Source organism: Flavivirga eckloniae (assembly GCF_002886045.1).
GTDB lineage: Bacteria > Bacteroidota > Bacteroidia > Flavobacteriales > Flavobacteriaceae > Flavivirga > Flavivirga eckloniae.
The window spans coordinates 4961307-4985916 of sequence record NZ_CP025791.1 but is presented as its reverse complement, the minus strand read 5'-3'; the positions used below and the strand labels follow the sequence as shown (position 1 = coordinate 4985916).

The following is a 24610-nucleotide window of genomic DNA, read 5'->3' as shown; positions in this document are numbered from 1 at the left end:
AATAAAAATAACTATTGCTTTTATTAAAATACCCCCTATAAATTTAAAGTATTTGTATAATAATTTATATTTGTGGTTATTATTAAAATTTCATTCATAAAATATTCATTATGGCAAAAATTAAATTAGAGTACCTTTGGTTAGATGGTTACAAGCCAACTCAAAATTTGAGAAGTAAAACAAAGGTAGAAGAGCATGAGAACTTTAAAGGAACATTAGAAGAATTAGGTAACTGGTCTTTTGACGGTTCATCTACACAACAAGCAGAAGGAGGATCTTCAGACTGTTTACTAAAACCTGTTGCAATTTACCCAGACCCTGCTCGTATTAATGGATATTTAGTAATGACGGAAGTTTTAAATGCTGATGGAACTCCGCACGAATCTAATGCAAGAGCGACTATTGATGATAATGATAATGATTTCTGGTTTGGATTTGAGCAAGAATATTTTATCATGGATACGCATACGCAATTACCTTTAGGATTCCCAATTGGAGGATATCCTGGACCTCAAGGTATGTACTACTGCTCTGTTGGTGGAAAAAACACTCACGGTAGAGATTTCGTAGAAGAGCATGCGAATTTATGTATTGATGCTGGTTTAAACTTCGAAGGTATTAACCAAGAGGTTGCTAGTGGTCAGTGGGAATTCCAATTGTTTGCTAAGGGTGCTAAAAAAGCCGGTGATGAAATTTGGGTTGCTAGATATTTACTAGATAGATTAACTGAAAAATACGGATACTACATTGAGTACCACCCAAAACCTGTAAAAGGAGACTGGAATGGTTCTGGTATGCACGCAAACTTCTCTAACACGACTTTAAGAACTTGTGGTTCTCAAGAAGTTTACGAGAAAATATGTGAAGCGTTTAGACCTGTTACTAAAGAGCATATTGAAGTTTACGGTGAGTTTAACGACCAACGTTTAACTGGTTTACACGAAACTGCTTCTATTAACGATTTCTCTTATGGAATCTCTGATAGAGGGGCATCAATCCGTATTCCTATTATTACTGTAGAAAAAGGATGGAAAGGATGGTTAGAAGACAGAAGACCTGCTTCAAACGGAGATCCTTACAAAATTGCTGGTAGAATTGTTACAACAGTTAAATCTGCCAACATATAACAATATTTATTTTGTTCATAATAAAAGGGGCTTACAATTAAATTGTAAGCCCTTTTTATGTTTTTAGAAATAGGTTTAACCTATCACTCATATTCTTTCTAACTGTTTTTAAACTCACGTTAATAAATACTATAAAATCAAGGATACAAATTTTTCAAATTATCCCAACTACAAATTATTTACAATAAAGTAAATATGGTTTAACAAATGATAAATATGGTCTGTGCAGTTGTGATGAAGTAAATCTGTCCAGATGTAAGGACTTAACCTCACAACTTTAAACTTTAAACTTTAAACCTTGAACTTTGAACTAACCTCTAGTAAATATTAAAAACATAAAAATACCGTAAGCAAAAACCAAGAAAAAACCTTTTGCCCTACTTATTTGCAACTTCTTTGGTAAGAATATTATTGGTACTAAAACAAAACTAAAACCTAGCATCCAAAAAATATCATTAGACAGTATTTGAGGTTCTGTAACCGGAATGGGTTTTATTATAGAGGTTAACCCCAATACAGATGCTATATTAAAAATGTTGGAGCCTATTAAATTCCCTAAAGAAATAGCTTTTTCCTGTTTTGCTGCTGCAATAACCGATGCTGCTAATTCTGGAACACTTGTCCCGATAGCAATTAACGACAGCCCTATTACAGCTTCGCTAACGCCTACCGAACGTGCAATTTCTTTCGAGCCTTCTACCAGCCATTCACTTCCAAAATATAAAGCTAATGCTCCAATAGCCAGCCAAAGTATTATTTTAAAATTTGAGACTACAGCCAAAGCGTCGTCTACCTCTTCTATTTTTGTATCCTTCTTTCCTTTTTTAATTAAAGCATATAAAAAAACACTAAGGGCTATAAATAAAATACCGCCTTCCAGTGCTGAAAGTACATTATCGTTTTTAAGAAAATAATATAACACGATAGAAAAGATCATCATAACCGGCCAATTAAGCTTATAAAATGATTTGTCTACCGAAATGGTTCCTACCATGGCTGTAACCCCCAATACCAAACCGATATTGGCGATATTAGACCCCACTACATTATTAATTGCTATAGCCGGCGATCCCGATAATGCTGCTTGCAGACTTACCAAAAGTTCTGGAGCAGAGGTTGCAAAAGAAACCACCGTCATACCAATCACCATTTTGGATATACTGAATTTAAAAGATAATGCTACAGATGAGCGCACAAGAAACTCACCTCCTATTACCAATAACGTAAAACCAAGGATTACCCAAAGTATACTCATAGAAATATTTTTTGCGAATATATTACAAAGTTAGAAGTTAGAAGCTCGAAGACCCAAGTTTATTCATTCCCCTCTTATCAAACTCCTATTTTAACACCATCCGGTTCATAAAACAAGAACCAGATTTTTATTTTCCGACACAAAAAAACTATAAATATCGTTAAATAACTATTAAAATAGTTTTGTAACTATAAAAATAGTTATATATTTGTTCTCGTATTGAAAGCTAAACTTAAAAAGTAACGCTGTAATAAATTAAAATCCTTCTTTTGGGGAAATGAAAAAATATTAATCAATGGAAAAACTAACAAACAAAGAAGAGGAAATCATGCACATTCTATGGAAGCTAGAAAAAGCTTTTGTTAAAGATGTGCTTGCAGAAATAAAAAACGATAAACCGCACTATAATACGTTGTCTACTATAATAAGAAATCTGGAAGAAAAAGGTTATGTAGCATATAACGCCTATGGTAAAACCCACCAATACTACCCTATTGTTAGCAAAGAGGATTACAGGAAAAAGTTTATGAATTTGGCCATAAATAATTATTTCAACAACTCTTATAAAAATATGGTGTCGTTTTTTGCTAAGGAAGAAAAGATTAGTATTGAAGAACTCAAAGAAATCATCGAATTAATCGAAAAAAATAAATAGTTATGGAATACTTATTAAAAGTCAGTGCCGTAATCACTATTTTTTATATTATTTATAAAGTTTTTTTACAACGCGATACCTTTTTTGAATCTAATAGAGGGTTTCTCTTATTAGGTTTATTAGTTTCATTTTCCGTTCCATTTTTAATAATACCAATTTATACCGAATACACGCCTGTTTCTGCCCCTATTTCGATTACAAGTTATGATAATAGCTTAGATAGTATGGTTGTTGAGAGCAAAGCCATAGCAGAACCATTTAATATTTTAGACTATCTCCCATTGGTCTATGTTATAGGTGTTATATTCTTTTTTATACGTTTTGCGATACAACTTATCTCACTATCAAAATTGATTTTTAAAAATAAAAGTGAAAGACAAAGTCGTTTAAAGTTTATAAAAACGAGCAGTACAATTTCTCCATTTTCATTTTTTAACTGGGTCGTTTATAATCCAGATCAATTTAACGACACAGAACTGAATCAAATCATTACGCACGAAAAAGTACACGCACAGCAATACCATTCTATCGATATTTTGCTAGCACAAATCTCTTGCATAATACTTTGGTTCAACCCCTTTATTTGGCTCTATAACAAAAGCATAAAACAAAATCTGGAATTTATAGCAGACCATATCACGCAATGTAAACTTAGTTGTAAAAAAAGCTATCAAACTACATTATTAAAAACCAGTATGCCATCTCATCAAATGGCTTTAAGCAATAATTTTTATAATTCATTAATCAAAAAACGAATCATTATGTTACACAAATCAAAATCGAAAAAAATTAATTTAATCAAGTATGCCTTTGTAATTCCTTTGCTTACGATATTTTTAATGAGTTTTAATACTAGTGAAGTTTATGTTGAAAACCCGAATTTGACCTCAGACACTAACACATCATTAGCACAAGGGGTTACGAGCAAAAATGATATTGAACGGTTTTTTATACACAATAATTTTACAGATGATAAGTTAGAAGCTTTTAAAACAGAGCTGAAAAGTAAAGGTTTCGATTTTAGCTTTAAAGAATTATCGCGAGATCACGGTAATATAATCACTTCCATATTTTTAAAAGTTAGTAAGCATGGTGTTCATGGTGAATATAGGGTATCTAGCCATAATCCCTTAGAAACTGTAGTTATTGAGTATCATAAAACCGAAAAAAAGTTTATTATTAATACATTAAACTTTATTGAAGCTCAAAAAAGAAATTCAAACAACCGGGATTTAATAGAAATTATAATTGATAACAATACAACTATTTCTGAACTGGTGAATAAAAAAAAGCTTCTAAAAGAAAAGCATGGTATTATTTTTAATTTTAAAGTATCGGAGGAAAAATCTGCACAAAACAATGATATACCTATATTTTCCTATCAAATAGGTAAAAAAGGAGCTATGCATGGTCTAGAAACGACTCCTGATAATTCTTTAGCCATTCAGTACGACCCAAAAACCAATTCCATATTCCGTCATGGGATTAATAAAAATGGTGATCCTACATATGGTAACGTTCTCTATCTTGATAAACAAATGATTCATTTGATTACTCGAGATTACAATGCCAAAAGCTTAAAAAACATTTCAGAAAGATTAAAAGAAAAAGATATTACGGCTACGTTTACTAATGTAAAACGCAATGACAAAGGTGATATTATTTCTGTTCAAATTGATGCTAAATCAAAATACGGCCATGTTGAATACAATCCAGATTCCGGTAAACCAATAACCCCAATAGCAGTTTCATACTTCGGTAAAGGAAAAGGTCTTAAAATTGGCCCTGCACCACTTTCTAAAGATTTTAATAGAAAACTTTCAAAAGCATCATCAAAAAAGAATAAGATCGTTCTTTCATCTAATGACACATTTATAGCCAATAGTAAACCAGGATCTGGTATCATAGACGAATTAATAAAGACATTTAAAGGTAAAGCGATATATATTCTAGATGGAAATGAAATTACCGAAAAAGAATTAAGATCAATAGATGAGAATGCAATAAATAGCATTAACCTTTTAAAAGATAAGTCTGCAACAAAAAAATATGGTGATAAAGGTAAAAATGGCGTAATAGAAATTACTACCAAAAAACAAAAAAACAAAAAAATTATATTTAGTGGAATAAGCAACAACGCTCATCCTCTTTATATTATAGATGGAAAAGAGATTAAAAAAGAGGAGGTTGAAGACATTATAGATCATGATGATATTGAAACCATAAGGGTCATAAAAAATAAATCTGATATTAAAAAATACGGCGATAAAGGCAAAAATGGTGTCGTAGAAATTACTACTAAGAAAGAAAAAAACAAAAAAATTATATTTAGTGAGATAAATGGCAACGCTCATCCTCTTTATATTTTAGATGGAAAAGAGGTTAAAAAAGAAGACTTAGAAAATACTATAGATCACGATGATATTGAAGCCATAAAGATCATAAAAAATAAATCTGATCTTAAAAAATACGGTGATAAAGGCAAAAACGGAGTTGTAGAAATTACTACCAAGAAAGAATAAACCAGCTATAAAAAACCAAACTATTTTAAGGCACTCTGTACAGAGTGCCTTTTTTATGTTTTATTATTTGAGAAAGACAAAACAGTAAAAAAACACCTTTTTTAAAACAAATCTTGCCTTGTCAATTAAAAATTGGCTCAAAACAGCCCTACATTTATTATAAATTACAACAAAAAACCTTATTTTATATTACAAAACAAAACTTCATTGAAGAAGGTCACATTAATTCAGTAAGCGTTTTCATTTTTTTACTTACAAATCCATATTCAATTTCATTGATTTTAGTCAAAATGTTTGGTGAACATATTGGTAAATATATATCTTCAAAAAACATTGATATAAATAACTTATTTGTTAACCTTAAAACCTTAAAATCATGATCACTCTTGCCAAACTAATAATCGAAGCAATACTAATTATTGTCTCCATTATTTAAATTTCACAAAAAGTAAAACTTAGTCTAGAATAAGTTTTACTATTTTTATAAAATGCAAAAGCAAGTATTTAAATTTTTAGCGAAGGTTAATAAAATGATTTTACCCAGTTATTCTAAACGACGATTAGATCTAGCCAAAGCAAATAAACTTCAAATGGCTATTATTGGTTGGAGGTGGTTTGTTACTAAAAACGCCTTAGATTAATTTAAAACCGGTCTATTTTACGGTAAGCTTGTTTTAAATAGGTAAAAATATTTTATACTCAACATTGTTCAACAAATACCTGCTCCAATTCATGAAACAGGTATCATGGTTGTTAATCTCCAAAAAACTGATAAAACTGACTCTATTCCCTGATATTTTCATTTGTTAATCTTAGATTCTCTCTAAGACTAATTACTGGAATCCATTGGAAATTTACTGGATACCATTCATCATCATTAGAACCAGAAGAATTAGTAACTTCTTTTCTAATAAAAACCATATTATTTTTAGAAAACACACGCTTTGTTCCTGGCTTTTTTCCTTTGTTGTTTAAGTTATTCATAATTTCTATATTTTAATTTGGGGACTAATAAGTTTTTACAAATTTGGTTGTATTCTGAACTCCAAAAAAACCAAGTGCTCTGGTATTGGTAGTCATGTTCATAATATTCCCAATCAGGTTTGGTGGCGGCGGTAAAAACAAAAGACCTATATCATTTGTTCCTTCTTCTACTCCAATCCCTATTTGAGCTTCATATTGGTCTAATTGATTGAGGTAATACTGGTAGGTATTAAAATTGAGATTTGAAATACTAACATGTACATCTAAATTTCGTGGGGTACCATAAAGATGATAGCTATCATCAAAAGTAGCTTTGTCACTTCCATTAAAAAGCACATCATTGGTAAGCCCAAGAGTTTTTGAGAATTTTTCTGGGTCTGGATCTTGATGATCAATAACCTTTAAACTTATTAAATAAAAATTAGCATCATCAACAGGATCTGCAAAAGTTACTCTATTATAATCATATGTTAGCTCAACATCGCTAATAATTATTTTTTCTTTTAGAACTTCTTCATCAGATTTAAAAAAAGTGCCATCAGCTAATTGTATTTCTATCCAATATGTGTTTCCTACTATAGAAGTTATCATTTCAGAACTTTTGTATATTCCTTCTGCACTATTAAAAGAGCTAGTAACCAACTCTCTATCCCCAGATACATTTTTTGTGTATAATGAAATTTGAGCATTATTTATTGGGTCATTACCTAGATTATTAACCGGAACGGTTCGCTGTATTTTAATGGTAACATACTCTTTTTCATCGGTAATGGCTCCAGAGATAAATACTTGAGGTTCAAAATTAATATCATTTGGAATTTCGGTTGTACAACTAGCTAACATTAAAGACACTAATATGTATATTGATATTTGATTTATTGGTTTCATTTCTTGATGTTTAAAATTTAAAGTTATAGGTTACAAAAGGCACTGGAGCTGCAAATACCGAGAATTCAAACGTTTGTAAACGATAGTTCCTTATTTCGTAATCATTTGTAAATGAAGCATGTTGAGAAAAGACGTTTTTACGACCATATACATTGTAAACCCCAAAGCTCCAACTACTTTGCCATTTAGTATCTGGATTACCTTTTGGTTTATATGTAAAAGAAATATCCATTCTGTGCGTATCCCGAACTCGAAAAGCATTCCTATCTGAATAGGTTAAATAAGGCTCATCATCAAGATTCAACCTTCCAGTAACTACTGTTATGGGTCTACCTGTTTGATAGGTAAAAAACGTACCTAAATCCCATTTTTTCCCAAGTTTATACTTCGCAGTAAAATTGAGCAAATGCGGCCTGTCGTGGTTAGATGGATAATACCTTCCATTATTTATATTTTCTGTATTAAACTCACTAATTGTTCTTCGTTTAGTCACAGAATAGGTATAATTTAAATTACCTGTTAGCTTACCTCGGTTTTTATAAAAACCAAATTCCAAACCATAAGCATAACCTTTTGCAGGGAGTAATTGCGTTTCTATATTTTTATTTAAAAATAAATCGGCTCCATTTTTATATTCCACAAAGTTTTTAAACGTTTTATAATACGCTTCTATAGACATATTATACCTTTTGTTAGGCGTATCATAATTATAGCCACCGGATATCTGATTTACTTCTAACGGTTTTATATAAGTTCCTGATGGTTTCCATATATCAAAAGGCAAGACTGCAGCTGTGTTAGATATAAGGTGGATATATTGGAAGTTCCTATTGTATCCTATTTTAAATGATTTTCGATTATTTAAATTATACTTCAACGAAAAACGAGGCTCAAAACCGGAATAACTTTTAATAATGTCTCCTCCTTTATATTCCTTTGTATCTTCAATAGTATCGACAGCTAATGGGAAATCCGGGTTATAAAATGCAACTTCATTCGGTCCCATATTTCCAAACCAAGAATAACGCAAACCTAAATTAAATGACCATTTAGTCCAGTTTTTTTCTATCTCATAATAAGGTGCAATTTCCAAACCTCTTTCCGGATTAAAACCTGCTGGATTAAAACCTTCTTCTACGCTGGATAATTCTGCTGGATTAAATTTGTAAAATGTACTATTAATACCAAACCTCATTTTCGTGTTTGGATTAGTATAAAAAGTAAAATCTGGTTTTAAAATCCAATTTTCTACTCCCGAACTCCATTTAAAAGATCGAGGTGTCTTAACTTCAACAATACCATCACTATTCTTAGTAATTAAACCATACGTATAGCTACTATATATAGCAGATAGATTCATGAATAATTTACTTGAGAAAAGATGATTCCAGCGTATGGTTGCAGTAGTGTTTTTCCATCTAAAATCTGTAGTTGACTTTGGTTCCTGAGAGTTTCCTGTAAAATCAACTTCATCAATCTTCATAACATCTGCTCCAAAATATCCAGAAATGTATAACTTATTGTTCGTATTAATATTCCAAGATACTTTAGTGTTTAAATCATAAAAAAATGCTTTTGATCCTTTAAAACCATCTCCTAAAAGAGGAAAAAACAAATCGAAATATGATCTACGCCCAGACACCAAAAAATTCAATTTTTCATCTACTAACGGTCCTTCCACTGTTAACCTTGAAAACAAAGTCCCCAACCCACCTTCTCCTTTAAATTCTTTAGTATTACCTTCTTTTAATCGAATATCCATTACCGAAGACCCTCGACCTCCATATCTCGCAGGAATGCTTCCTTTATAAAGTGTCATATCTTTAATACCATCGGCGTTTACAACCGAAAAGAGTCCCCACATATGGGATGATATATATAATGGAGCTTCGTCAAGCAAAACAAGATTTTGGTCAATATTTCCTCCCCTTACATTAAAGCCAGCTGTCCCCTCTCCTACCGAAGATACTCCTGACAGTGTTAAAACGGCCCTGTTTATATCCGGTTCTCCGAAAAAAGCGGGTAATTGTTTAATGCCCTCTACCTTTAAATTGCTTACTCCAGACAGCACATTATGTACCTGGCTTTTACTTTTATTATCTGACGTTACAACCACTTCATCCAACTCATTGGATGCAGGTTGGAGCTCGAAAATCCGTTTTAAATTACCATTCAATTCAATAACTTCTTCTATGGAGGTATAACCTAAATAGGAAACCTGTATGGTATAATCACCCTGTGGTAAGGTTAAGGAGTAAAACCCATATTCGTTGGTGGTAGCACCTATATTATTTCCTTTTATAATAATATTTGCACCAAGCAAAGTTTCTCCTGTAGCAGCATCCTTTACGGTGCCACTTATGGTATGGTTTTCTTTTTTACTTTTTTTACTTGTAAGAATTACGAGTTCATCTTTAAGCTTATAGACTATTTGTGTTTTACGTAACAACAAATCGATAGTAGAAGTAATATCTTTTTCCAGAACATCTATGCTAAACTTTTGTAGTACATCAATATCATCATTATTAAATACAAAACTATAATTGGTTTGCGATTCTATATCATTAAGGATAGATTGTAAAGAAACATGGTTTCGTTTTAGGGTGATTTTATTTTGGGAAAAGCTATTTAGGGCTATAAGTTGTAAACAGCATACCAAATATATAGTACATGTTAATTTCATTAAAAAAATACTTCGTTTTGAAATGCGCTCCATTTTTAATGAAACAGCAAGTTGTTTTATTTTCATAAATTTGAATATTGTTAATTAATACTAATCTTAGGCGATTGGTTTCTATTGACATGTTTAGATGGGAAAGCGGCAATTTTCCCATCTTTTTTTTATTTTATTATCCACTCATTTGTTTGTTTGTTTAGGTTGTAATTAAAGTTTTTTGAGGTTTTTAAAATTTCCAAAATATCTTCTATTGGCATTGATTTTTTAAATATTGCTGTAAACTTCGATGCTTCAATTTTTTTATTTTTAAATACCAGTTTTACATTTAATTGGTTACTCAACTCGTTTGCGATGTCTTTAAACGACATATTATTAAACCGCATCTTACCTGTTCTCCAGGCTAAAACATTTTGCTTGTTTTTTATGACGGATTTTATAGGTTTTCCATTTGCTTTAACAATTTTAATATGATCATTGGGGAGCATGATTATGCGGTCTTTAAAGTAATCTTTAGAAGTTACTTCTACTTTTCCAGTTAACAATGTGGTTTCCATATAGCTGTTTTTTGGATAAGCTTTAACATTAAAACTGGTTCCTAAAGCTCTCACAATAACATGGTCTGGTGTTTCAACTGTAAAGGGACGCGTTTTGTCTTTTGCTACCTCAAAAAAGGCTTCCCCGTCTAATTGAATTGTTCTGGGTGATTCTTTTTCATAAGAAATTTTGCTCGCTGCATTTAACCAAACTACCGAACCATCAGCCAACGTTATTTGCTTTTCTTCTCCGTAGGTAGTTGCTACAGTAACCATATTAGTGGTTAAACTTTGATAAACGATTCCCCCTATAGCTACAAAAAGTACGATTACAGAAGCATATTTTAAATACCTCCTTATACCAACATGCTTTTTATCCTTCGATTCTACAGAGGCGAAAAATTCAGTTTTGGCTGCCTCAACATCAACCATAGTATCGTATGGACTTTCTGCTGTAATTTCATAAAGCTTAACTATTGAATTATATAAGTCTTCATCAAAATCTGTTGAATGTTTCCAGTCTTCTATTTTTAATCTTGTAGCCTCGTCTGCGCTTTTGGAGACATAAGCCCAAATATCTTCTTCCTTTATTATACTATCTTTCATAATCGGGTAGTTTACTATAGGACGTTTACCAGGTAGTTGTACCCTATTTTTATTTTAAAACCTTATGAAAGAGGAAAATTTAAGCACAAAAAAAAGACCTTTACTTATATTTTAAGTAAAGGCCTTTAAAGAAATAATAGGCTATTAATCTGAACTTGTTAACTCAAACTCTAAAAACTTAATCTAGTTCAAATCTATCATCCATTAGTTACTGTTACATTGCAATCTTCTGTGCAATAAACATCTGTTAAACTACACGAGTCTTTTATTGTAAAGTATATTTCTTTTAAGGTATTCTTGTCAATGTCTTTTATTGTTTTTTCTAAATCTATTATTAAAATATCAAGCTCTTTTTCTTTTAAATCATTGCAATTTTCAGCTATTGCGTGAACATATAAATATGCTTGACTTGGGTGAGACTCCATAATAGCTCCATCCCAAATAATCTCATATTTTACATTACAGTTTTTTGGTCTATAAATCTCAATGGTAAGTATATTGTTTACTCGTTTAACTTTATGAATTTCTGTTTTAACCTGACAGAAATCTGCTTGACCTCTTTTATCATTTGCCTCAATAAACTTCTCATTATCAGCATATAATGTGTAAATGTTTTCGGTTATCTTGTAAATACCCTTAACCCCCATTTTTCCTTGTGGATCATCTTCCTCTTTATCACAACTAATTAAGGAAGCAAAGAAGGTTAGGGTAAATACAAATAAAGTAATCATGGAGATTTTAGTCAAATAGTGGTCATTTTTAATTTTCATATGGTATTCTTTTTTTAATTTTTAGCTAATACGTAGTTTTTGTTATAAACGCTACATTAAAATCTAAGTTTTAGTATTTTTCGAAATGATTTAAGAAGACGTTTACTTAATTACGTTAAACCTACAGTGCTTAACTACTCCTTTATTAATATTTGTATATAGAACATTTTTAAGCAATTATACCCTACAAATAATCTTGAAGTTGTTTTCTAAAAGCCTGCAACGCTTTTGATATATGAGACTCTACAGTTTTTACAGATATGTTTTTTAAAGAAGCAATTTCTTGATAAGTGAGTCCTTTAAACCGGGATAGTTTAAAAATTTCTGAAGTTTTTGGTTGCAAGGACGCGTAGATAGTATCTATCGTTTTTTGTAGTTCCCATTTATCATCAATATCTGTAATAAACTCCGTGTTTAGTTTATACAAATTAATGTGTTTTTCTTTGGTTTGGCTTTTTCTGTAATTATCTATAATTTTATTTTTCAAGACCTTAATAAGGTATGATTCTATAGAGCGTTTATCATTACTGATGCTTTCAATATGCTCCCAAAGTTTAATAAATGTTTCCTGTACAAGTTCTTCCGCAACATCCTTTTGCCCAACTACTTTAAAGGAATAGTTAAAAAGTCTTTTGTAGTGCCTGTCAAATAGTACTGAAAATATTTTCTTTTTTTCCCCTTTTGACATTATTTGTTTGTGAAAGAGTTCATTTTTTACAGATTTTACAACTGGTAAATGTAAAAAATATTGTCTCTTTAAAGGTTAAACAAACTCTAAACCACAATAAAAATATTACAACTATTTTAATCTTTCCGTTTAATATATCACTAAACCAACTGTGTATCTGCAAAATACGTCATTGCTTTTAAAAGAAATTTTGCGAATTCGGGTTGTGGTTTTTCATCCATCATAGTAAATCGTTCATCTTTTTCATAAAGTACGCCTAGCCCTTTATATGCATTTGCTTGGGATGTAGATGAACCTTCTGTACCCCAAAATTTTCTAGTAAACGAGTAATGTCTTGCTATTTCCAATTGAACAGTTTCACTTTCTGGTTGGTTTTTAGAAAGATTAAATAAGTTTTTAAAAACCTGCTTATAATCTTCCTTTAATTGTTCAAACTGTTCTTTTGACAGTTTTTTCAAGTACGTTTCACTTATTTCTATAGTATCTTTACCAAACTTATCTATTGCTTCATTACGCATTTTCTTTGCTTCGTTCTTTGAAAAACCTTGGTACAATTCGTTATCTGTAATCATTTTTTTCTTTTTTAAATTTAACATCGTTTTCTCGATAGTATCCAACATAGTAGTAATTCTCTTTTGCTTAACCAGTAGGGATTTTTTGTGACTATCGAGTGCCTCGATTAAGTCAAAATCAGGATCGCTAAAAACATCAACGATATACTTTAGGGAAAAGTCAAGCTCCTTGTAAAAAAGAATCTGTTGTAGTTTTAGCAATTCATATTCTCCGTACAATCTGTACTTGGCCTCGGTACGGATCGCTGGTTTTAGCAGACCTATTTTATCGTAGTAATGCAATGTGCGTATACTCACTCCTGCTAACTTCGATAATTCCTTTACTGAATACTTTTTCATTTAATAAATAATTAAATATGCCACAAAGAAAAGCTATAACGTAAGGTAAGAGTCAAGCCTTTTTTTAATTATTTTTTTAAAATAACGTGAGTCGATTTAACTTCATTGTAAAGTACTGATTGTTAAACTTATAAAATATTTTGTATTTAAACACCCCTTCCTTAATCCTCCCTAGAGGGTAATGTCATTTAGTTAAGAGTTTTTAAGTTCTCAATGTCAGGTTGGGCCTTTCGTCTACGCTCAAGACAGGCTAAAGTCGAAACCTCTTTATTCATTGATGCTAAAAAGTTCTCGACTGCGCTCGAACAGACATAAATTTCCTTAACTAAACGTCATTGCCCTTGAGGGGACTTTAGGGATGTTTTTTATGCAACTAACTGAAAATCAAAAACTAAAAAATCACGTTAAAATAATTACTTAATGTGAATTTATTGTGATAAAAAACAAAAACCCGATTAACCTATATTGGGTTAATCGGGTTTTTTAGCTGCTTTTAACTACAAAAAATTCAAGACTACCTTAATGAAATTTAAGTTCTTCCCAAAACCATCTAGAATCGGTTTTTCATTAAGGTATATATCTTGAATATATTATGGGCTGAACGCTTGCTTGTTCTTATGCAATGCCCTACATTCAAACAATTTTGCAAACCCTCAACCCTTTTACTTTTATTTATTTTTTATACACTTTTATTGTTTTTGTTTTTCCTTCTTCTTCAAAAGAAAGCATATAGAATCCACTAGATAAATTACCAGTGCTTATAGTAAGTATGTTATTACTTTTTGTAGAAGTTTTTATCTTTTCTACTTTACCATCTATTCCAATCAATCTTACCGAACGGATAGCTTTTTTAGAAGTAACTCCTGCAATGTTTATTTCGTTGGTAAACGGAACAGGAAAGACTCTCATACCACTAAAATCATTTAGATCTACCTCTGGGGTTATTTCTTCAATGGCAGCAGGTTCTTCTAGCGATGGCGCATTTTCTTCCGGAATGTATCGTACTACTAATTCTGCTACAGAAGCCCATTTTTTCCCGTCTACTTCAGACAAGGCACGGAATTTAACATAGCGACAACGGAATTTATCAAACTCAACAGTTTGTTTAAGGGTTGATTTTTGGAATGTTCCTGCCGATAATTGCTTCCAGTTATTACCATCCCATCCCATAAACTCATAATCTTTTATCATACCTGTTGTGCCTTCCTGTCTTCCTGTATATGAAAACCCTACTAGGTCCTTCATCTTACCAAAATCTATATTGATATAGTGGGGATGACTCGGGCTACCATCATACCATTGTGTATGCCAATAGGTATTTAAATCGCCGTCCGCTGCGTTTTCTTTGCCTTGTTTTTCATTTTTCAATTCTTCACTATTTGTTCGGTATACCTTACATCCTATACAATCTTCGGAAACATCTGGAGGCGTAACAATATCTCCTATTTTTACTTCTACGATATTGGAAAAATCTGAATATTCTGAATCATCATATGCTCTCACACGGTATGAATGGGTTCCGTTTGCCAGGTTTTCATCTGTGTAAGTAGTCTCAGAATCCACATAACCAATACGCTCGTATGCACCTCCAGAACTTCTTTGAATAGCAAATCCTTTTTCATTATCAGAATTGTCTTTCCAGGTAAGTGTTACATTTTTACCATCTACTGTTGCTACTAAATCACTCGGTGGTGTAATTGTAGTACCCGTACCATCTTCTTCATATAAATCAGATTCCCAAATACCTCTACCGTAAGTGGCTACACGTAACTTTCTAGTAGCATAATGAATTTCAAGATCGGTAGTTTGTACTCCTGGAAGGTTCTTAGAAAAAGATACCCATTTATCTAGATTGTTATTGGTATAATATACCCCAGATTGCATCCCCAGGTATAATCCGTTAGCCTCGGTATCATCATAAACTAAACATTGCGCCGATATATTAGGTAATTCGCCTCTTATGTTCGTCCATGTATTACCCGCATTGGTAGATTCGTATACTCTCGAACCTGAAGTTGCAATAGCTACACGTTCTGGATCATTAGGGTCTACGGTAATAAAATTAACACGTCCTCTAAAATTGCTAACTTCTGTCCACTGTGGACTATCAGCCTGACCATTTTTAGTACGCCATACACGATCATCTTCAGCTATATAGATATAATTGTTATTTGAAGCAGCTACTGCCATTTCATCTAATCTACCTCCAACATTAATTCTGGAAGTAATATTACTCCAACTACTTCCTCCATTTCTGCTACGATATAGGTTACTATACCCTACATAGATCGTTCTATTATTAACTGGGTCTCCCATAAAAGGAGTTACCCATTCTCCACTAAAGTTACCTGGCTTGTTAATACTACCTATACTATTTCCGCCATCGTTGCTTTTGTAAAGTTTTCCGTTTTGTGTTGTGCCATAAACCACATTTTTGTTTTTATGATCTATAAAACACTCCATACCATCGGCACCCAACCATTCTTTAAACTGACGACTTGTACCATTCATAATGTTGGTACCATTATCTTGTGCGCCTCCTACAATCATATTAGCATCTGTGGCTGCACCTCCTATACGATAGTACTGTCTTACCGCCAGACCATTTTGAGTAAGGTCGGTAACATTGTTCCCTCTGTTAGTACTTCTAAAAATACCGCCATCAGATCCTACATAAATGCTTCCGTTAATGTACTGTAACACTTCTATATCTGCATGAACATAAGAACGATCGTTAGGGGTGTTCCATCCTGCCAATGTGGTAAAGCTTACACCGCCATCTAAGGAACGGGAATAATTCATACCTCCTACATGCACTTCATCAGCATTGGTATCTGATACTGCAATAGCCATATCTCTAGAGGCTTGAGTAAAATATACCTCGTTAGTAGATACAGTACTATAGTCCGCTCTTACAGTAAAGCTTTGCCCTCCGTTGAGCGAGCGGTACAAATAACCAAAACTACTCTCGTATTTTTGCACCAGATAAACGGCATCTGGATTTGCTGGTGTAACAGCCATTTTCATACGTTCGGTTCTAGCTATACCTCTAGTAATTCTATTAAAAGAACTACCTCCGTTGGTTGAACGGTAAAAACTATCACCACAAGCATAAACTGTATTTGTACTACCAGGCTTAAATGCTACATCTTCTGCTCCATCATTTAATACTCGACTAAAACTACCACCTCCGTTTTGGGATCTGTAAAGCGCTCTTGTGGTTCCTACAAATATCGTTTCACTGTTAGGGCTTATTAAAATGCTTCTTGGCGTACCATTAACACTGCGTATTACAGACCAGGAATCACCACCATTTGTCGATTTCATAATTTGACCTGCCGAATTCCCTAAGAATACTGTATTTGTGTTATTAGGGTCTATAGCAATAGCCCAAATAGACATATTAGTCATAGAATCTCCTAAAGGTTGCCAGTTTTTACCAGCATCGGTTGATTTCCAAATACCACCACCTGGCGATCCTGCATATATTATATCCTGTTGAGTAGGCTCTACGGCAATGGATACAATTCTTCCCAAACCAGGATTCCAGCTTCTGGTACGTGTCCAACTAAATGGTCCCAGTTCTTTCCAGCCACTACTGCTTTTTTCAATATTTTTTGCTGTAGGACTCGAATTGGCTTTATTTAACTTTTTAAAGCTTTCACATTCTTTTACTACCTGAGCATCGCTTATTACACGCCCTTTTACATCGGCATTTCGCTTTGCCCAATATAGGTTACGCCTGTAGAGTTTATAGCCGCTTCCTTTACCTTTTTCTCTGTTTTTGTAGTACCTATTTCCTTGGCGTTCAATTTTTTTTACTTTAACGTTCTCTTCTTGCATGAGTTCGTAAAGCTCTTGACCGTGTGATTGGTAATAACAAACACTTACCAATAGTACGGTTATTAAAGTTAACCTTGTTTTCTTTGCAAGGTTTAATTTTAGGTTAATCATCATTTATCTCTTTAAATTGGTTATAGTTAAGTAAACTTCTGTGATGGTTTATTTTCACGAAAGCTATATAAAAGAGGCTGAATTAGTTATGGTTGGTGTTAGGGCAATTCAACCTCTGTTTATATTTCATAAAATAACAGGGTTATTCTACGAAAACTACTTACTCGATTATTATCTTTTTAACCATTGGTTCATTACTACCTTTTATTTTTATGAAGTAAATTCCAGAAGATAATTTACCAACATTAATAGATTGTTTAATACTGCCTCCTTTTTCTGATGCTCCTTTAACTTCTACAGACTGAAGTGTTCTTCCTTTAACATCTTTTAATAAGATTGCAGATGGTTCACCTGTTAAATTATATGCTTCTATGTACAACACATCTTTTGCTGGTATAGGATATGCTCGGAAATTAGAAACTTCTTCAACATTTTCGCCTGGTAATAATGCCAGTGACGAACTTGTACAAGTAGCTAATTTTTTCCAGTCTCCGTTTACTCGTTCAAAAAGGCTTCCTTTGTATATTACTATGTCACCAGTATCGTAAGAAACATTATTCACCCATGCATCATATCCGTCACAAGGGTTGTTACTGGTTGTACCACAATCACCAAGGTTAATCCAATCACTATTATCGGAGTTTCTTTGGAATAAGCGTCCGTTGTAGATTACCTTGTCTCCTGCCGAATAACTTGTGTTTTCTCTCCATGGATCTACTCCTGCACAAATGTCTGTAGAATCACCATCTTTACAAGCACCCAAGTCGTTCCAATCGGTATTATTGGTATTTCTTTCAAATAAACGTCCTCTGTACACTACTTTGTCCCCTGCCGAATAACTTGCATTTTCGTTCCATGGGTCTACATCTGCACAACTTACTTCATCTCCGCCGCCGTTGCCGCCACCGCTACAAGTACCAACACAACTAGCTCGGTTAATGTTATTCCTTATTAAACTAGCAGGCTGAGAGCCAAATCCTTTGTTTAAGTTCGTTCCTGCACTTGTTAAGTGACAGTAACTCATAATTGTACCTCCACCAGACGGTATACTAGGGCGTCTACACCCTCCTTCTGTGGAATAGCAGCCATCTATAGCTGTATTGTTTCCGTTCCATGAACATGAATGTGTATGTGGTGAGCCAAAGTTATGTCCCAACTCATGTGCAATAGTTGAAATGTTCCAAGAATATCTAGGGACATTCTGATAGCTACGGTGTATTCCTGATAAACCATACTTATGAGAACTACAAAGCGCATCTACCCAAGCAACTCCACCCGAATAGTTATAGGTTACGAAATGCCCAAGATCGCCATTAAAACCATTACGGTTTCTATAAGCACGGTAACTATCCAGATTATTAAATGGAGTTGTTGATGTCCAGGTTCTTATGCCAGAAAGCTTTATTTTCATACCATCATTGGCATACAAAATGGCAACTTGATTAAACATAGCTTCTACAAAATTTGAAGCTGCTTGCGCGCCACCTTTATCTCTTACAACATCGTTGGCAACATCAAAAAAGATCTCCGGGCATTTTTGTTTATTAGCACTCGGTTCTCCTTTTGATGTTTTTTGGGTTGGTCTATCTATATAATTTGCGTCTGTTGTTTTACAAACAAATTCATTAAGATGGCTTATATCGTCATCTCTATAAAGAATGTGCTTGCTACTATTATCCAGTTTTCCGAGAACTAAATTGCTATCATCTCCTTCTACACATATAAGTCCTGATACTTCATTATTAACAAAACTTATCGCTGCTATTGAGTTTGGTTGTCCTTTAATAATTCCACGGTAATGAGCCATCTTCTTCTTTGAAGAAATAGATTTTCCCGAAGGCATCTCTAAAGCCTCGAAATCATCTGAAACGACATCAACTTTTACTAATTCCAGTTGTAAGGGTGCTTTTTTTCCTGGAATTAGAAAAGACATCGCTTCTGGTGTTGAAGACGAAGACTTGGTTAGCGACTTCATTGAAGGTGCGTCTAATGATAATATGGTGTAGTCGTTTAATTCTTCTGGAATAACGACATCCGATTTGCCTGTTACGGCTTTTAAAAGGTTTACTTTTTTAAATACTTTTCCGGTAGATTTGGCTTGTGCTACCTGTTGTTTTGGTTTATAATTTTGTGCATTCACACAAAACATTGCCGCCATAAAAATGACGCAACATATAAAAACTCGTTTCATATTAATATATTTTAGGGTATTTCAGGTCAGCTAACCTCTTAATTCACTGCTATTTAAATGGCACACGCTAAAGACAAGACTATGTTATACTATTACATAGCTTAAATAGATTGTTTAAATACAAGTAAAACAGCAAATAATTAAGAAACTAGCTAATTATGAATCATAGTTTTGGGATTTTTCATTAGCTTAAAATGTATGCAACTTCTTGAAAAGCTTATAAAAACTGTTAGTTGTTTATAGAATTTACAAACTGGTCAGATATGCCATATTATTTTAACTGATAATGACTTTTGATGTAATGTTACTTATAGAAATAATTTTTAGTTATTAATTCTGGTGCTAAATAAATCGTAAATAGTACTGCCGGCTAGCACACAGATAAATGTGCGCATATTTAAAATTCCGTACTATAAACAAAATAAACCAGGGGGGATTTATTTTCCTCTTTTATATTAATATTTGGTTGGTAATAGAGGTTTTTATTTCCATTTGTTTTAAAGAAAGGGGTCCTTCTCTTAGTAAAGATAAAAATGCTATTAAAAAATTCTTCATGATAGTGGGGGTTAAAAATTATGGGGTAAAAGTAATGATAACAAAAAAAGTATAGAAGTGCTTATTTTGTGTTTTCGATGAACAACATGCTAATGTGATTTTTTTGTTGCGGGAAACCAGTAAAAGTTAATTTTTTATGGATTTATTAAATACAATTTTAATTTTTGCTTCATTTTTTATCGCTTATCCACATCCTTTAAAGCATTATAAACACTCAACTTATCACCACTTATTAAACTGAAAAACAACAAAATAAAAACACTTTATGTATTAATACAGACAATACTTTCCTTGCCAAAGGTTCTTTTCTTTTAAACTTTTGTCAATTTTAGCCACTATTTCAAAATTTTTAAGCCCTCCCCATTTTGGAGCTATTAGTAAGTCTGCTGGCGATTCGCTTATAAAGCGCTCAATAATAATATCTGATCGTAATAATGACAGAAACTCACCTATGATATCTACATAATCCTCTACATTAAATAAATTAAAAAGTTCTGGATAGTTTTTATATTGAAAAGCCATCATGGTATGTTTAACTATTTGTAAATGGTGGAGCTTTAATGAATTTATTGGGAGTTTTGATAGTGTTTTTGCATGGTTTAATATATTCTCTTTCGATTCTCCCGGTAAACCAATAATTAAATGCCCTCCTAGATGCAAGCCTTTATTTTTGGCAATGTTGTATGCATTCTGGGTGTCTTCGAATGTATGGCAACGGTTTACTACTTCTAATGTGCTATTTAATGTACTTTCTATTCCAAACTCTAGTGATATGAAATAGCTTTTGCATAATTCAGACAGAAAATCAATTAACTGGGTACTTATACAATCTGGTCGGGTACCTATTACCAGCCCCAATACTTTGGGATGGCTTAATGCTTCTAAATACAACTTTTTAAGCGATTCAATATCTGAGTAGGTATTGGTATACGCTTGAAAATACGCCAGGTATTTTTGGTTTTTTCGTTTTCTGGAAAAAAAGGCAGTCCCTTCATTTAACTGTTCGGTAATACTCTTTTTAGGTTTGCAATAGTCTGGGTTAAAAGAGTTGTTATTGCAATAGGTACACCCACCTGTTCCCTTACTACCATCTCTATTGGGGCATGTAAAGCCAATATCGATGGATATTTTTTGTACTGGTTCTACAAAATGTGATTTTAAAAAAGAGCCAAAATCATTATACTGCTTACTTCCATTAAACTTCATGCAACAAATCAGAATTAAGTATTAATTTGATTTTGCAAAAATACCTTAGACAATAAGCAGATTATATGATTTTTGTAAGGTAATATTAATTAACGTAAATCTTGTTTAATCCATGTATAGTTCTTAAAGAACTAATGATAGCCCATTTCGAATATTAATAATGTGATCGTATTTTCCTTGTCAAAAATTTATCTACTAAAACTGCATGGAATAGGCACGTTCCCAACATTGTTGTATTATTTCTTTATAAAGTAAGGCTTGTTGCCATCTATCTCCTTCTTCTCTATAGCTTCCGTTCGATTCAAACATGCGGGCATAAAAAATTTCTGACTGAAGTAATTCAACAGCAAAACAGATATAGTCTCCGGGAACAGCAGTTTTTAAAAACCCCTGAAAAGATTGAGTCCACATGTCCTTAAAATGGTCTACAAAACTTTCATTATCATTAGGATTCACAGAGACCTGGATACTGCCTGGATTTCCAATTCGGCCATGAAGAAACCGTACGCGTTCTAAAACTGGTGCAATAAATTCGAGCTTATTTTCAAAACCACCGTATACCATTTCTTGACCGGTATACCAATGAGAAAAATCACCATTAAATCGTATTTCAGGAAATCGTTTAACCATCTCCACCGTTCTATACATATCTTGAGTAACTGTGGCTCGGTGGGTTTCAATGTAAATGGGGAAATCGAACTTTTGAGCGCTTTTTAAAATATATGCTACCAAAATATCGATTTGGCTATCCGACTCCATTCCCCAACCCAGATGTATGGTTGCACAATTATACCCCATATCTTTCCAATACGGCAACAATTCATCTAAATCACCTACCTCGTTTACTCGGGCATGTGCTGTTAATTCTAGCCCCAGTTCCTTACAAAGTCCTGGATTTCCATCTTGAACCCCCTTAAAACCGGCATCGAATATGGCTTCGTGCTTTTTACGATCGTCCCCTTTAGGCCCAGCTGAAAAACCAGGTAGTCCGTCACAATTACCGTAATTAATATCTATTCGTAATGATGGCTCGTTTGCCGAACCATCGTTTGTGTTTTTTATCATTTTTTCAATCGTTGCACAAGTTCCTACTTACTTATTTAAATGTTAGTCTATGCCATGGTAACTTCACCAGGAATCATTATTTTATTCTCGTCTGCGCTTTTTAATGCCGCAAAGCACAATTCCAGGCTCTTAAGATTATTTTCCGCACTATGTGAAGGTTCTCTATCTTCTTCGATAGCACAGAGTAATTCTGCCATAGTACCTTGGAACCCATTTTCAAACCAACATCCTTCTAACGGAATTTTTACGTGGCCTTCCTCTGTAAACAATTCCATTACAGGTTGATCGTTTAGACCAGGACCTCTACTTCTTAGCGTTCCTTTTGTCCCTACAATTACGGTAACATCCTCTTCTCCCAAAGTAGTATGCGCATTAAACGCCATTCGTACTTGTGACTCTCCATAGTTTATAATACTTGAAGCAAGTGCCGGGGGTTGGTATTTTTGTTCTTTATAACGTACAGCAGAGGCGTAAACACTATCTGCCTTTTCTCCTCCCATAAAGGCATTTGCAATATCGAACCAATGAATGGCAAAATCGAAAAGTACCATATGGTGAATGTTTTCAAAAGACGGATTTCCTTGTATCCAAGTCTGATCCCATTGTAGTGAAAAATCTATCGAAATTGGTCTACCGATAATTCCCGAGCGTATCGCATTTAACATATAACCGAAATGAGGCGCCCATCTTCCGTTTTGATTAACCGCCAATTTCACGCCATTTTCCTTTGCTATTTTGACCAGCTCCTTACCCACTTGTAGATCTAAAACGAAAGGTTTTTGACTAAGTACATGCTTTTTGCTCCTTAATGCTTCCTTTATTATAGGCACTCTATCTTCGGGGTGTGGTGTAATATCTACTACTTCTATTTCTTTTCGCTCCAGAATCTTTTTGTAGTCATCATATATTTCTGCCTCAGGGTAAAATTCATCTCTTCTTGCCTTGGCCTTAGAAAGTGTTATATCGGCTATAGCTACTACATCAAAACCAAGGATACGATAATTTTTTAAATGATATTCACTGATTCCTCCACAGCCTATAATGCCTATTTTGGGATGGTATGTTTTAGGCTTTCGAGGTAAATAGTCAACTTTTGGGGCATTGATTTCTTTACTCGCTTTTTCGGCGCTTAAACCATAGCCTTCATTTTCATTACTCATGTATATCCTGTTTAATTTTTAACTTCTTAAACCTACTAGTTGCATTAGTTTATTCGTTGCGTCATAAGCCTCTTCTACCCATTCTACTATTTTTGAAGGATCGGGAGAATATTCCAGTTCTAAGGAAATAGAACCATCGAAGTCCAGCTCCTTTATAGCTTGTAGGTACGGTGCAAATTTCACTACGCCTCGACCTGGAGGAAGGTCGCCGTGAATCATACCATTACAATCACTAATATGTACATGAGTAGCTTTACCTTTTAAAAGTGCTAGTTCTGAAGGGCTTGAATCGGCAAGTACCAAATGACTTATATCTATATTGGCCTTAACATTTGGAAGCCCACAGTCGTCAATAAATTGCGCCATTTTTGGTACAGTATTCAGCAAACTCAATCTAAAGGGTTCTAATTCGAGTGCTATTTCAATACCAAATTCATTCGCATATGCTCCAATGTCCTTTACATGCTCTACAGCCCATGCCCATTGTTGTTCTGGAGGGATTACTTCCTTTTGCCATACATATTCACCTAAAACGAGCAATACATTTTTGGCATTGAATTTTTTGGCAAGATCTACAGTTTTTTTAATTCTTTCTACATGAAAATGGCGAACGGGGTCATTAAAATCGACTATTCCCAGTGCAACTACTACTACCGAAGTAATAGGCAGTCCATGTTTACTACAGGTATCGATAATGAGGTTAGTTTCTTGATCGTCAATGGTCATTGGCTCAGGAAAGATATCGACGGTGTCAAAACCGATTCTTGCGATATGTTCTAATCCTGTTTTTGTATCCATGCCGGCTTGACCGAAAGCACTATTAATAATTCCTAGTTTCATACATTAAGTTTTAATTGATTCTT

At 33.4% G+C, this 24610-nt stretch carries 18 protein-coding genes; 4 read left to right on the top strand and 14 right to left on the bottom strand.

Translation table 11 applies throughout. From position 1 onward, the window contains the following. Nucleotides 1-110 precede the first annotated feature (110 nt). Nucleotides 111-1127, top strand: coding sequence for a glutamine synthetase beta-grasp domain-containing protein (locus C1H87_RS20535; RefSeq protein ID WP_102757611.1), 1017 nt, complete (start codon nucleotides 111-113; stop codon nucleotides 1125-1127). Between the two features lie 310 nt (nucleotides 1128-1437). Here C1H87_RS20535 and C1H87_RS20530 read toward each other — a convergent pair whose 3' ends face one another. Then, nucleotides 1438-2382 (bottom strand): calcium/sodium antiporter, encoded by a 945-nt coding sequence (locus tag C1H87_RS20530; RefSeq protein ID WP_102757610.1) that lies wholly within the window; start codon nucleotides 2380-2382, stop codon nucleotides 1438-1440. Between the two features lie 295 nt (nucleotides 2383-2677). On the opposite strand from C1H87_RS20530, the gene C1H87_RS20525 reads away from it, so the two are divergent. The 3 genes from C1H87_RS20525 to C1H87_RS20510 all read left to right on the top strand — a co-directional run bounded on the left by C1H87_RS20525 (nucleotide 2678) and on the right by C1H87_RS20510 (nucleotide 6200). Beyond that, nucleotides 2678-3037, top strand: coding sequence for a BlaI/MecI/CopY family transcriptional regulator (locus tag C1H87_RS20525; protein WP_102757609.1), 360 nt, complete (start codon nucleotides 2678-2680; stop codon nucleotides 3035-3037). 2 nt (nucleotides 3038-3039) lie between these two features. Then, nucleotides 3040-5559, top strand: a complete 2520-nt coding sequence (locus tag C1H87_RS20520) for a M56 family metallopeptidase (protein ID WP_102757608.1) — start codon at nucleotides 3040-3042, stop codon at nucleotides 5557-5559. A gap of 488 nt (nucleotides 5560-6047) precedes the next feature. Further along, nucleotides 6048-6200 (top strand): SsrA-binding protein, encoded by a 153-nt coding sequence (locus C1H87_RS20510; protein WP_102757606.1) that lies wholly within the window; start codon nucleotides 6048-6050, stop codon nucleotides 6198-6200. 142 nt (nucleotides 6201-6342) lie between these two features. Here C1H87_RS20510 and C1H87_RS20505 read toward each other — a convergent pair whose 3' ends face one another. The 13 genes from C1H87_RS20505 to C1H87_RS20440 all read right to left on the bottom strand — a co-directional run bounded on the left by C1H87_RS20505 (nucleotide 6343) and on the right by C1H87_RS20440 (nucleotide 24587). Beyond that, nucleotides 6343-6543: a hypothetical protein gene (locus C1H87_RS20505; protein ID WP_102757605.1), complete on the bottom strand. Its 201-nt coding sequence runs from the start codon at nucleotides 6541-6543 to the stop codon at nucleotides 6343-6345. Between the two features lie 24 nt (nucleotides 6544-6567). After that, nucleotides 6568-7431, bottom strand: a complete 864-nt coding sequence (locus C1H87_RS20500) for a DUF4249 family protein (RefSeq protein ID WP_102757604.1) — start codon at nucleotides 7429-7431, stop codon at nucleotides 6568-6570. A gap of 10 nt (nucleotides 7432-7441) precedes the next feature. After that, nucleotides 7442-10180, bottom strand: a complete 2739-nt coding sequence (locus tag C1H87_RS20495; protein ID WP_102757603.1) for a TonB-dependent receptor — start codon at nucleotides 10178-10180, stop codon at nucleotides 7442-7444. A 92-nt stretch (nucleotides 10181-10272) separates the two neighbouring features. Next, nucleotides 10273-11247 (bottom strand): FecR family protein, encoded by a 975-nt coding sequence (locus C1H87_RS20490; protein ID WP_102757602.1) that lies wholly within the window; start codon nucleotides 11245-11247, stop codon nucleotides 10273-10275. A 197-nt stretch (nucleotides 11248-11444) separates the two neighbouring features. Further along, on the bottom strand, nucleotides 11445-12017 hold the full coding sequence (locus C1H87_RS20485) for a hypothetical protein (RefSeq protein WP_158655308.1): 573 nt from the start codon (nucleotides 12015-12017) through the stop codon (nucleotides 11445-11447). 184 nt (nucleotides 12018-12201) lie between these two features. Continuing rightward, complete coding sequence (locus C1H87_RS20480) at nucleotides 12202-12705, bottom strand: RNA polymerase sigma factor (protein ID WP_102757600.1); 504 nt, start codon at nucleotides 12703-12705, stop codon at nucleotides 12202-12204. 140 nt (nucleotides 12706-12845) lie between these two features. After that, nucleotides 12846-13616, bottom strand: a complete 771-nt coding sequence (locus tag C1H87_RS20475) for a MerR family transcriptional regulator (protein ID WP_102757599.1) — start codon at nucleotides 13614-13616, stop codon at nucleotides 12846-12848. Between the two features lie 672 nt (nucleotides 13617-14288). After that, nucleotides 14289-17573, bottom strand: coding sequence for a discoidin domain-containing protein (locus C1H87_RS20470; protein ID WP_102757598.1), 3285 nt, complete (start codon nucleotides 17571-17573; stop codon nucleotides 14289-14291). A 157-nt stretch (nucleotides 17574-17730) separates the two neighbouring features. Continuing rightward, nucleotides 17731-19761, bottom strand: a complete 2031-nt coding sequence (locus C1H87_RS20465) for a M12 family metallo-peptidase (protein WP_158655307.1) — start codon at nucleotides 19759-19761, stop codon at nucleotides 17731-17733. A gap of 825 nt (nucleotides 19762-20586) precedes the next feature. Beyond that, nucleotides 20587-21522: a TIGR01212 family radical SAM protein gene (locus tag C1H87_RS20455; protein WP_102757595.1), complete on the bottom strand. Its 936-nt coding sequence runs from the start codon at nucleotides 21520-21522 to the stop codon at nucleotides 20587-20589. Between the two features lie 195 nt (nucleotides 21523-21717). Then, entirely contained in the window at nucleotides 21718-22587 is an 870-nt protein-coding gene (locus C1H87_RS20450; RefSeq protein ID WP_102757594.1) for an apurinic/apyrimidinic endonuclease family protein, read from the bottom strand. A gap of 47 nt (nucleotides 22588-22634) precedes the next feature. Beyond that, complete coding sequence (locus C1H87_RS20445; RefSeq protein WP_102757593.1) at nucleotides 22635-23747, bottom strand: Gfo/Idh/MocA family protein; 1113 nt, start codon at nucleotides 23745-23747, stop codon at nucleotides 22635-22637. 18 nt (nucleotides 23748-23765) lie between these two features. Next, nucleotides 23766-24587 (bottom strand): sugar phosphate isomerase/epimerase family protein, encoded by an 822-nt coding sequence (locus tag C1H87_RS20440; protein ID WP_102757592.1) that lies wholly within the window; start codon nucleotides 24585-24587, stop codon nucleotides 23766-23768. Nucleotides 24588-24610 lie beyond the last annotated feature (23 nt).

What these genes read in the sequence shown, in the direction of transcription:
- C1H87_RS20455 (WP_102757595.1), bottom strand. Translation starts at nt 21,522, where the DNA reads ATGAAGTTTAATGGAAGTAAGCAGTATAATGATTTTGGCTCTTTTTTA.
- C1H87_RS20490 (WP_102757602.1), bottom strand. Translation starts at nt 11,247, where the DNA reads ATGAAAGATAGTATAATAAAGGAAGAAGATATTTGGGCTTATGTCTCC.
- C1H87_RS20520 (WP_102757608.1), top strand. Translation starts at nt 3,040, where the DNA reads ATGGAATACTTATTAAAAGTCAGTGCCGTAATCACTATTTTTTATATT.
- C1H87_RS20440 (WP_102757592.1), bottom strand. Translation starts at nt 24,587, where the DNA reads ATGAAACTAGGAATTATTAATAGTGCTTTCGGTCAAGCCGGCATGGAT.
- C1H87_RS20480 (WP_102757600.1), bottom strand. Translation starts at nt 12,705, where the DNA reads ATGTCAAAAGGGGAAAAAAAGAAAATATTTTCAGTACTATTTGACAGG.
- C1H87_RS20535 (WP_102757611.1), top strand. Translation starts at nt 111, where the DNA reads ATGGCAAAAATTAAATTAGAGTACCTTTGGTTAGATGGTTACAAGCCA.
- C1H87_RS20465 (WP_158655307.1), bottom strand. Translation starts at nt 19,761, where the DNA reads ATGAAACGAGTTTTTATATGTTGCGTCATTTTTATGGCGGCAATGTTT.
- C1H87_RS20525 (WP_102757609.1), top strand. Translation starts at nt 2,678, where the DNA reads ATGGAAAAACTAACAAACAAAGAAGAGGAAATCATGCACATTCTATGG.
- C1H87_RS20530 (WP_102757610.1), bottom strand. Translation starts at nt 2,382, where the DNA reads ATGAGTATACTTTGGGTAATCCTTGGTTTTACGTTATTGGTAATAGGA.
- C1H87_RS20495 (WP_102757603.1), bottom strand. Translation starts at nt 10,180, where the DNA reads ATGAAAATAAAACAACTTGCTGTTTCATTAAAAATGGAGCGCATTTCA.
- C1H87_RS20485 (WP_158655308.1), bottom strand. Translation starts at nt 12,017, where the DNA reads ATGAAAATTAAAAATGACCACTATTTGACTAAAATCTCCATGATTACT.
- C1H87_RS20450 (WP_102757594.1), bottom strand. Translation starts at nt 22,587, where the DNA reads ATGATAAAAAACACAAACGATGGTTCGGCAAACGAGCCATCATTACGA.
- C1H87_RS20475 (WP_102757599.1), bottom strand. Translation starts at nt 13,616, where the DNA reads ATGAAAAAGTATTCAGTAAAGGAATTATCGAAGTTAGCAGGAGTGAGT.
- C1H87_RS20445 (WP_102757593.1), bottom strand. Translation starts at nt 23,747, where the DNA reads ATGAGTAATGAAAATGAAGGCTATGGTTTAAGCGCCGAAAAAGCGAGT.
- C1H87_RS20510 (WP_102757606.1), top strand. Translation starts at nt 6,048, where the DNA reads ATGCAAAAGCAAGTATTTAAATTTTTAGCGAAGGTTAATAAAATGATT.
- C1H87_RS20505 (WP_102757605.1), bottom strand. Translation starts at nt 6,543, where the DNA reads ATGAATAACTTAAACAACAAAGGAAAAAAGCCAGGAACAAAGCGTGTG.
- C1H87_RS20470 (WP_102757598.1), bottom strand. Translation starts at nt 17,573, where the DNA reads ATGATGATTAACCTAAAATTAAACCTTGCAAAGAAAACAAGGTTAACT.
- C1H87_RS20500 (WP_102757604.1), bottom strand. Translation starts at nt 7,431, where the DNA reads ATGAAACCAATAAATCAAATATCAATATACATATTAGTGTCTTTAATG.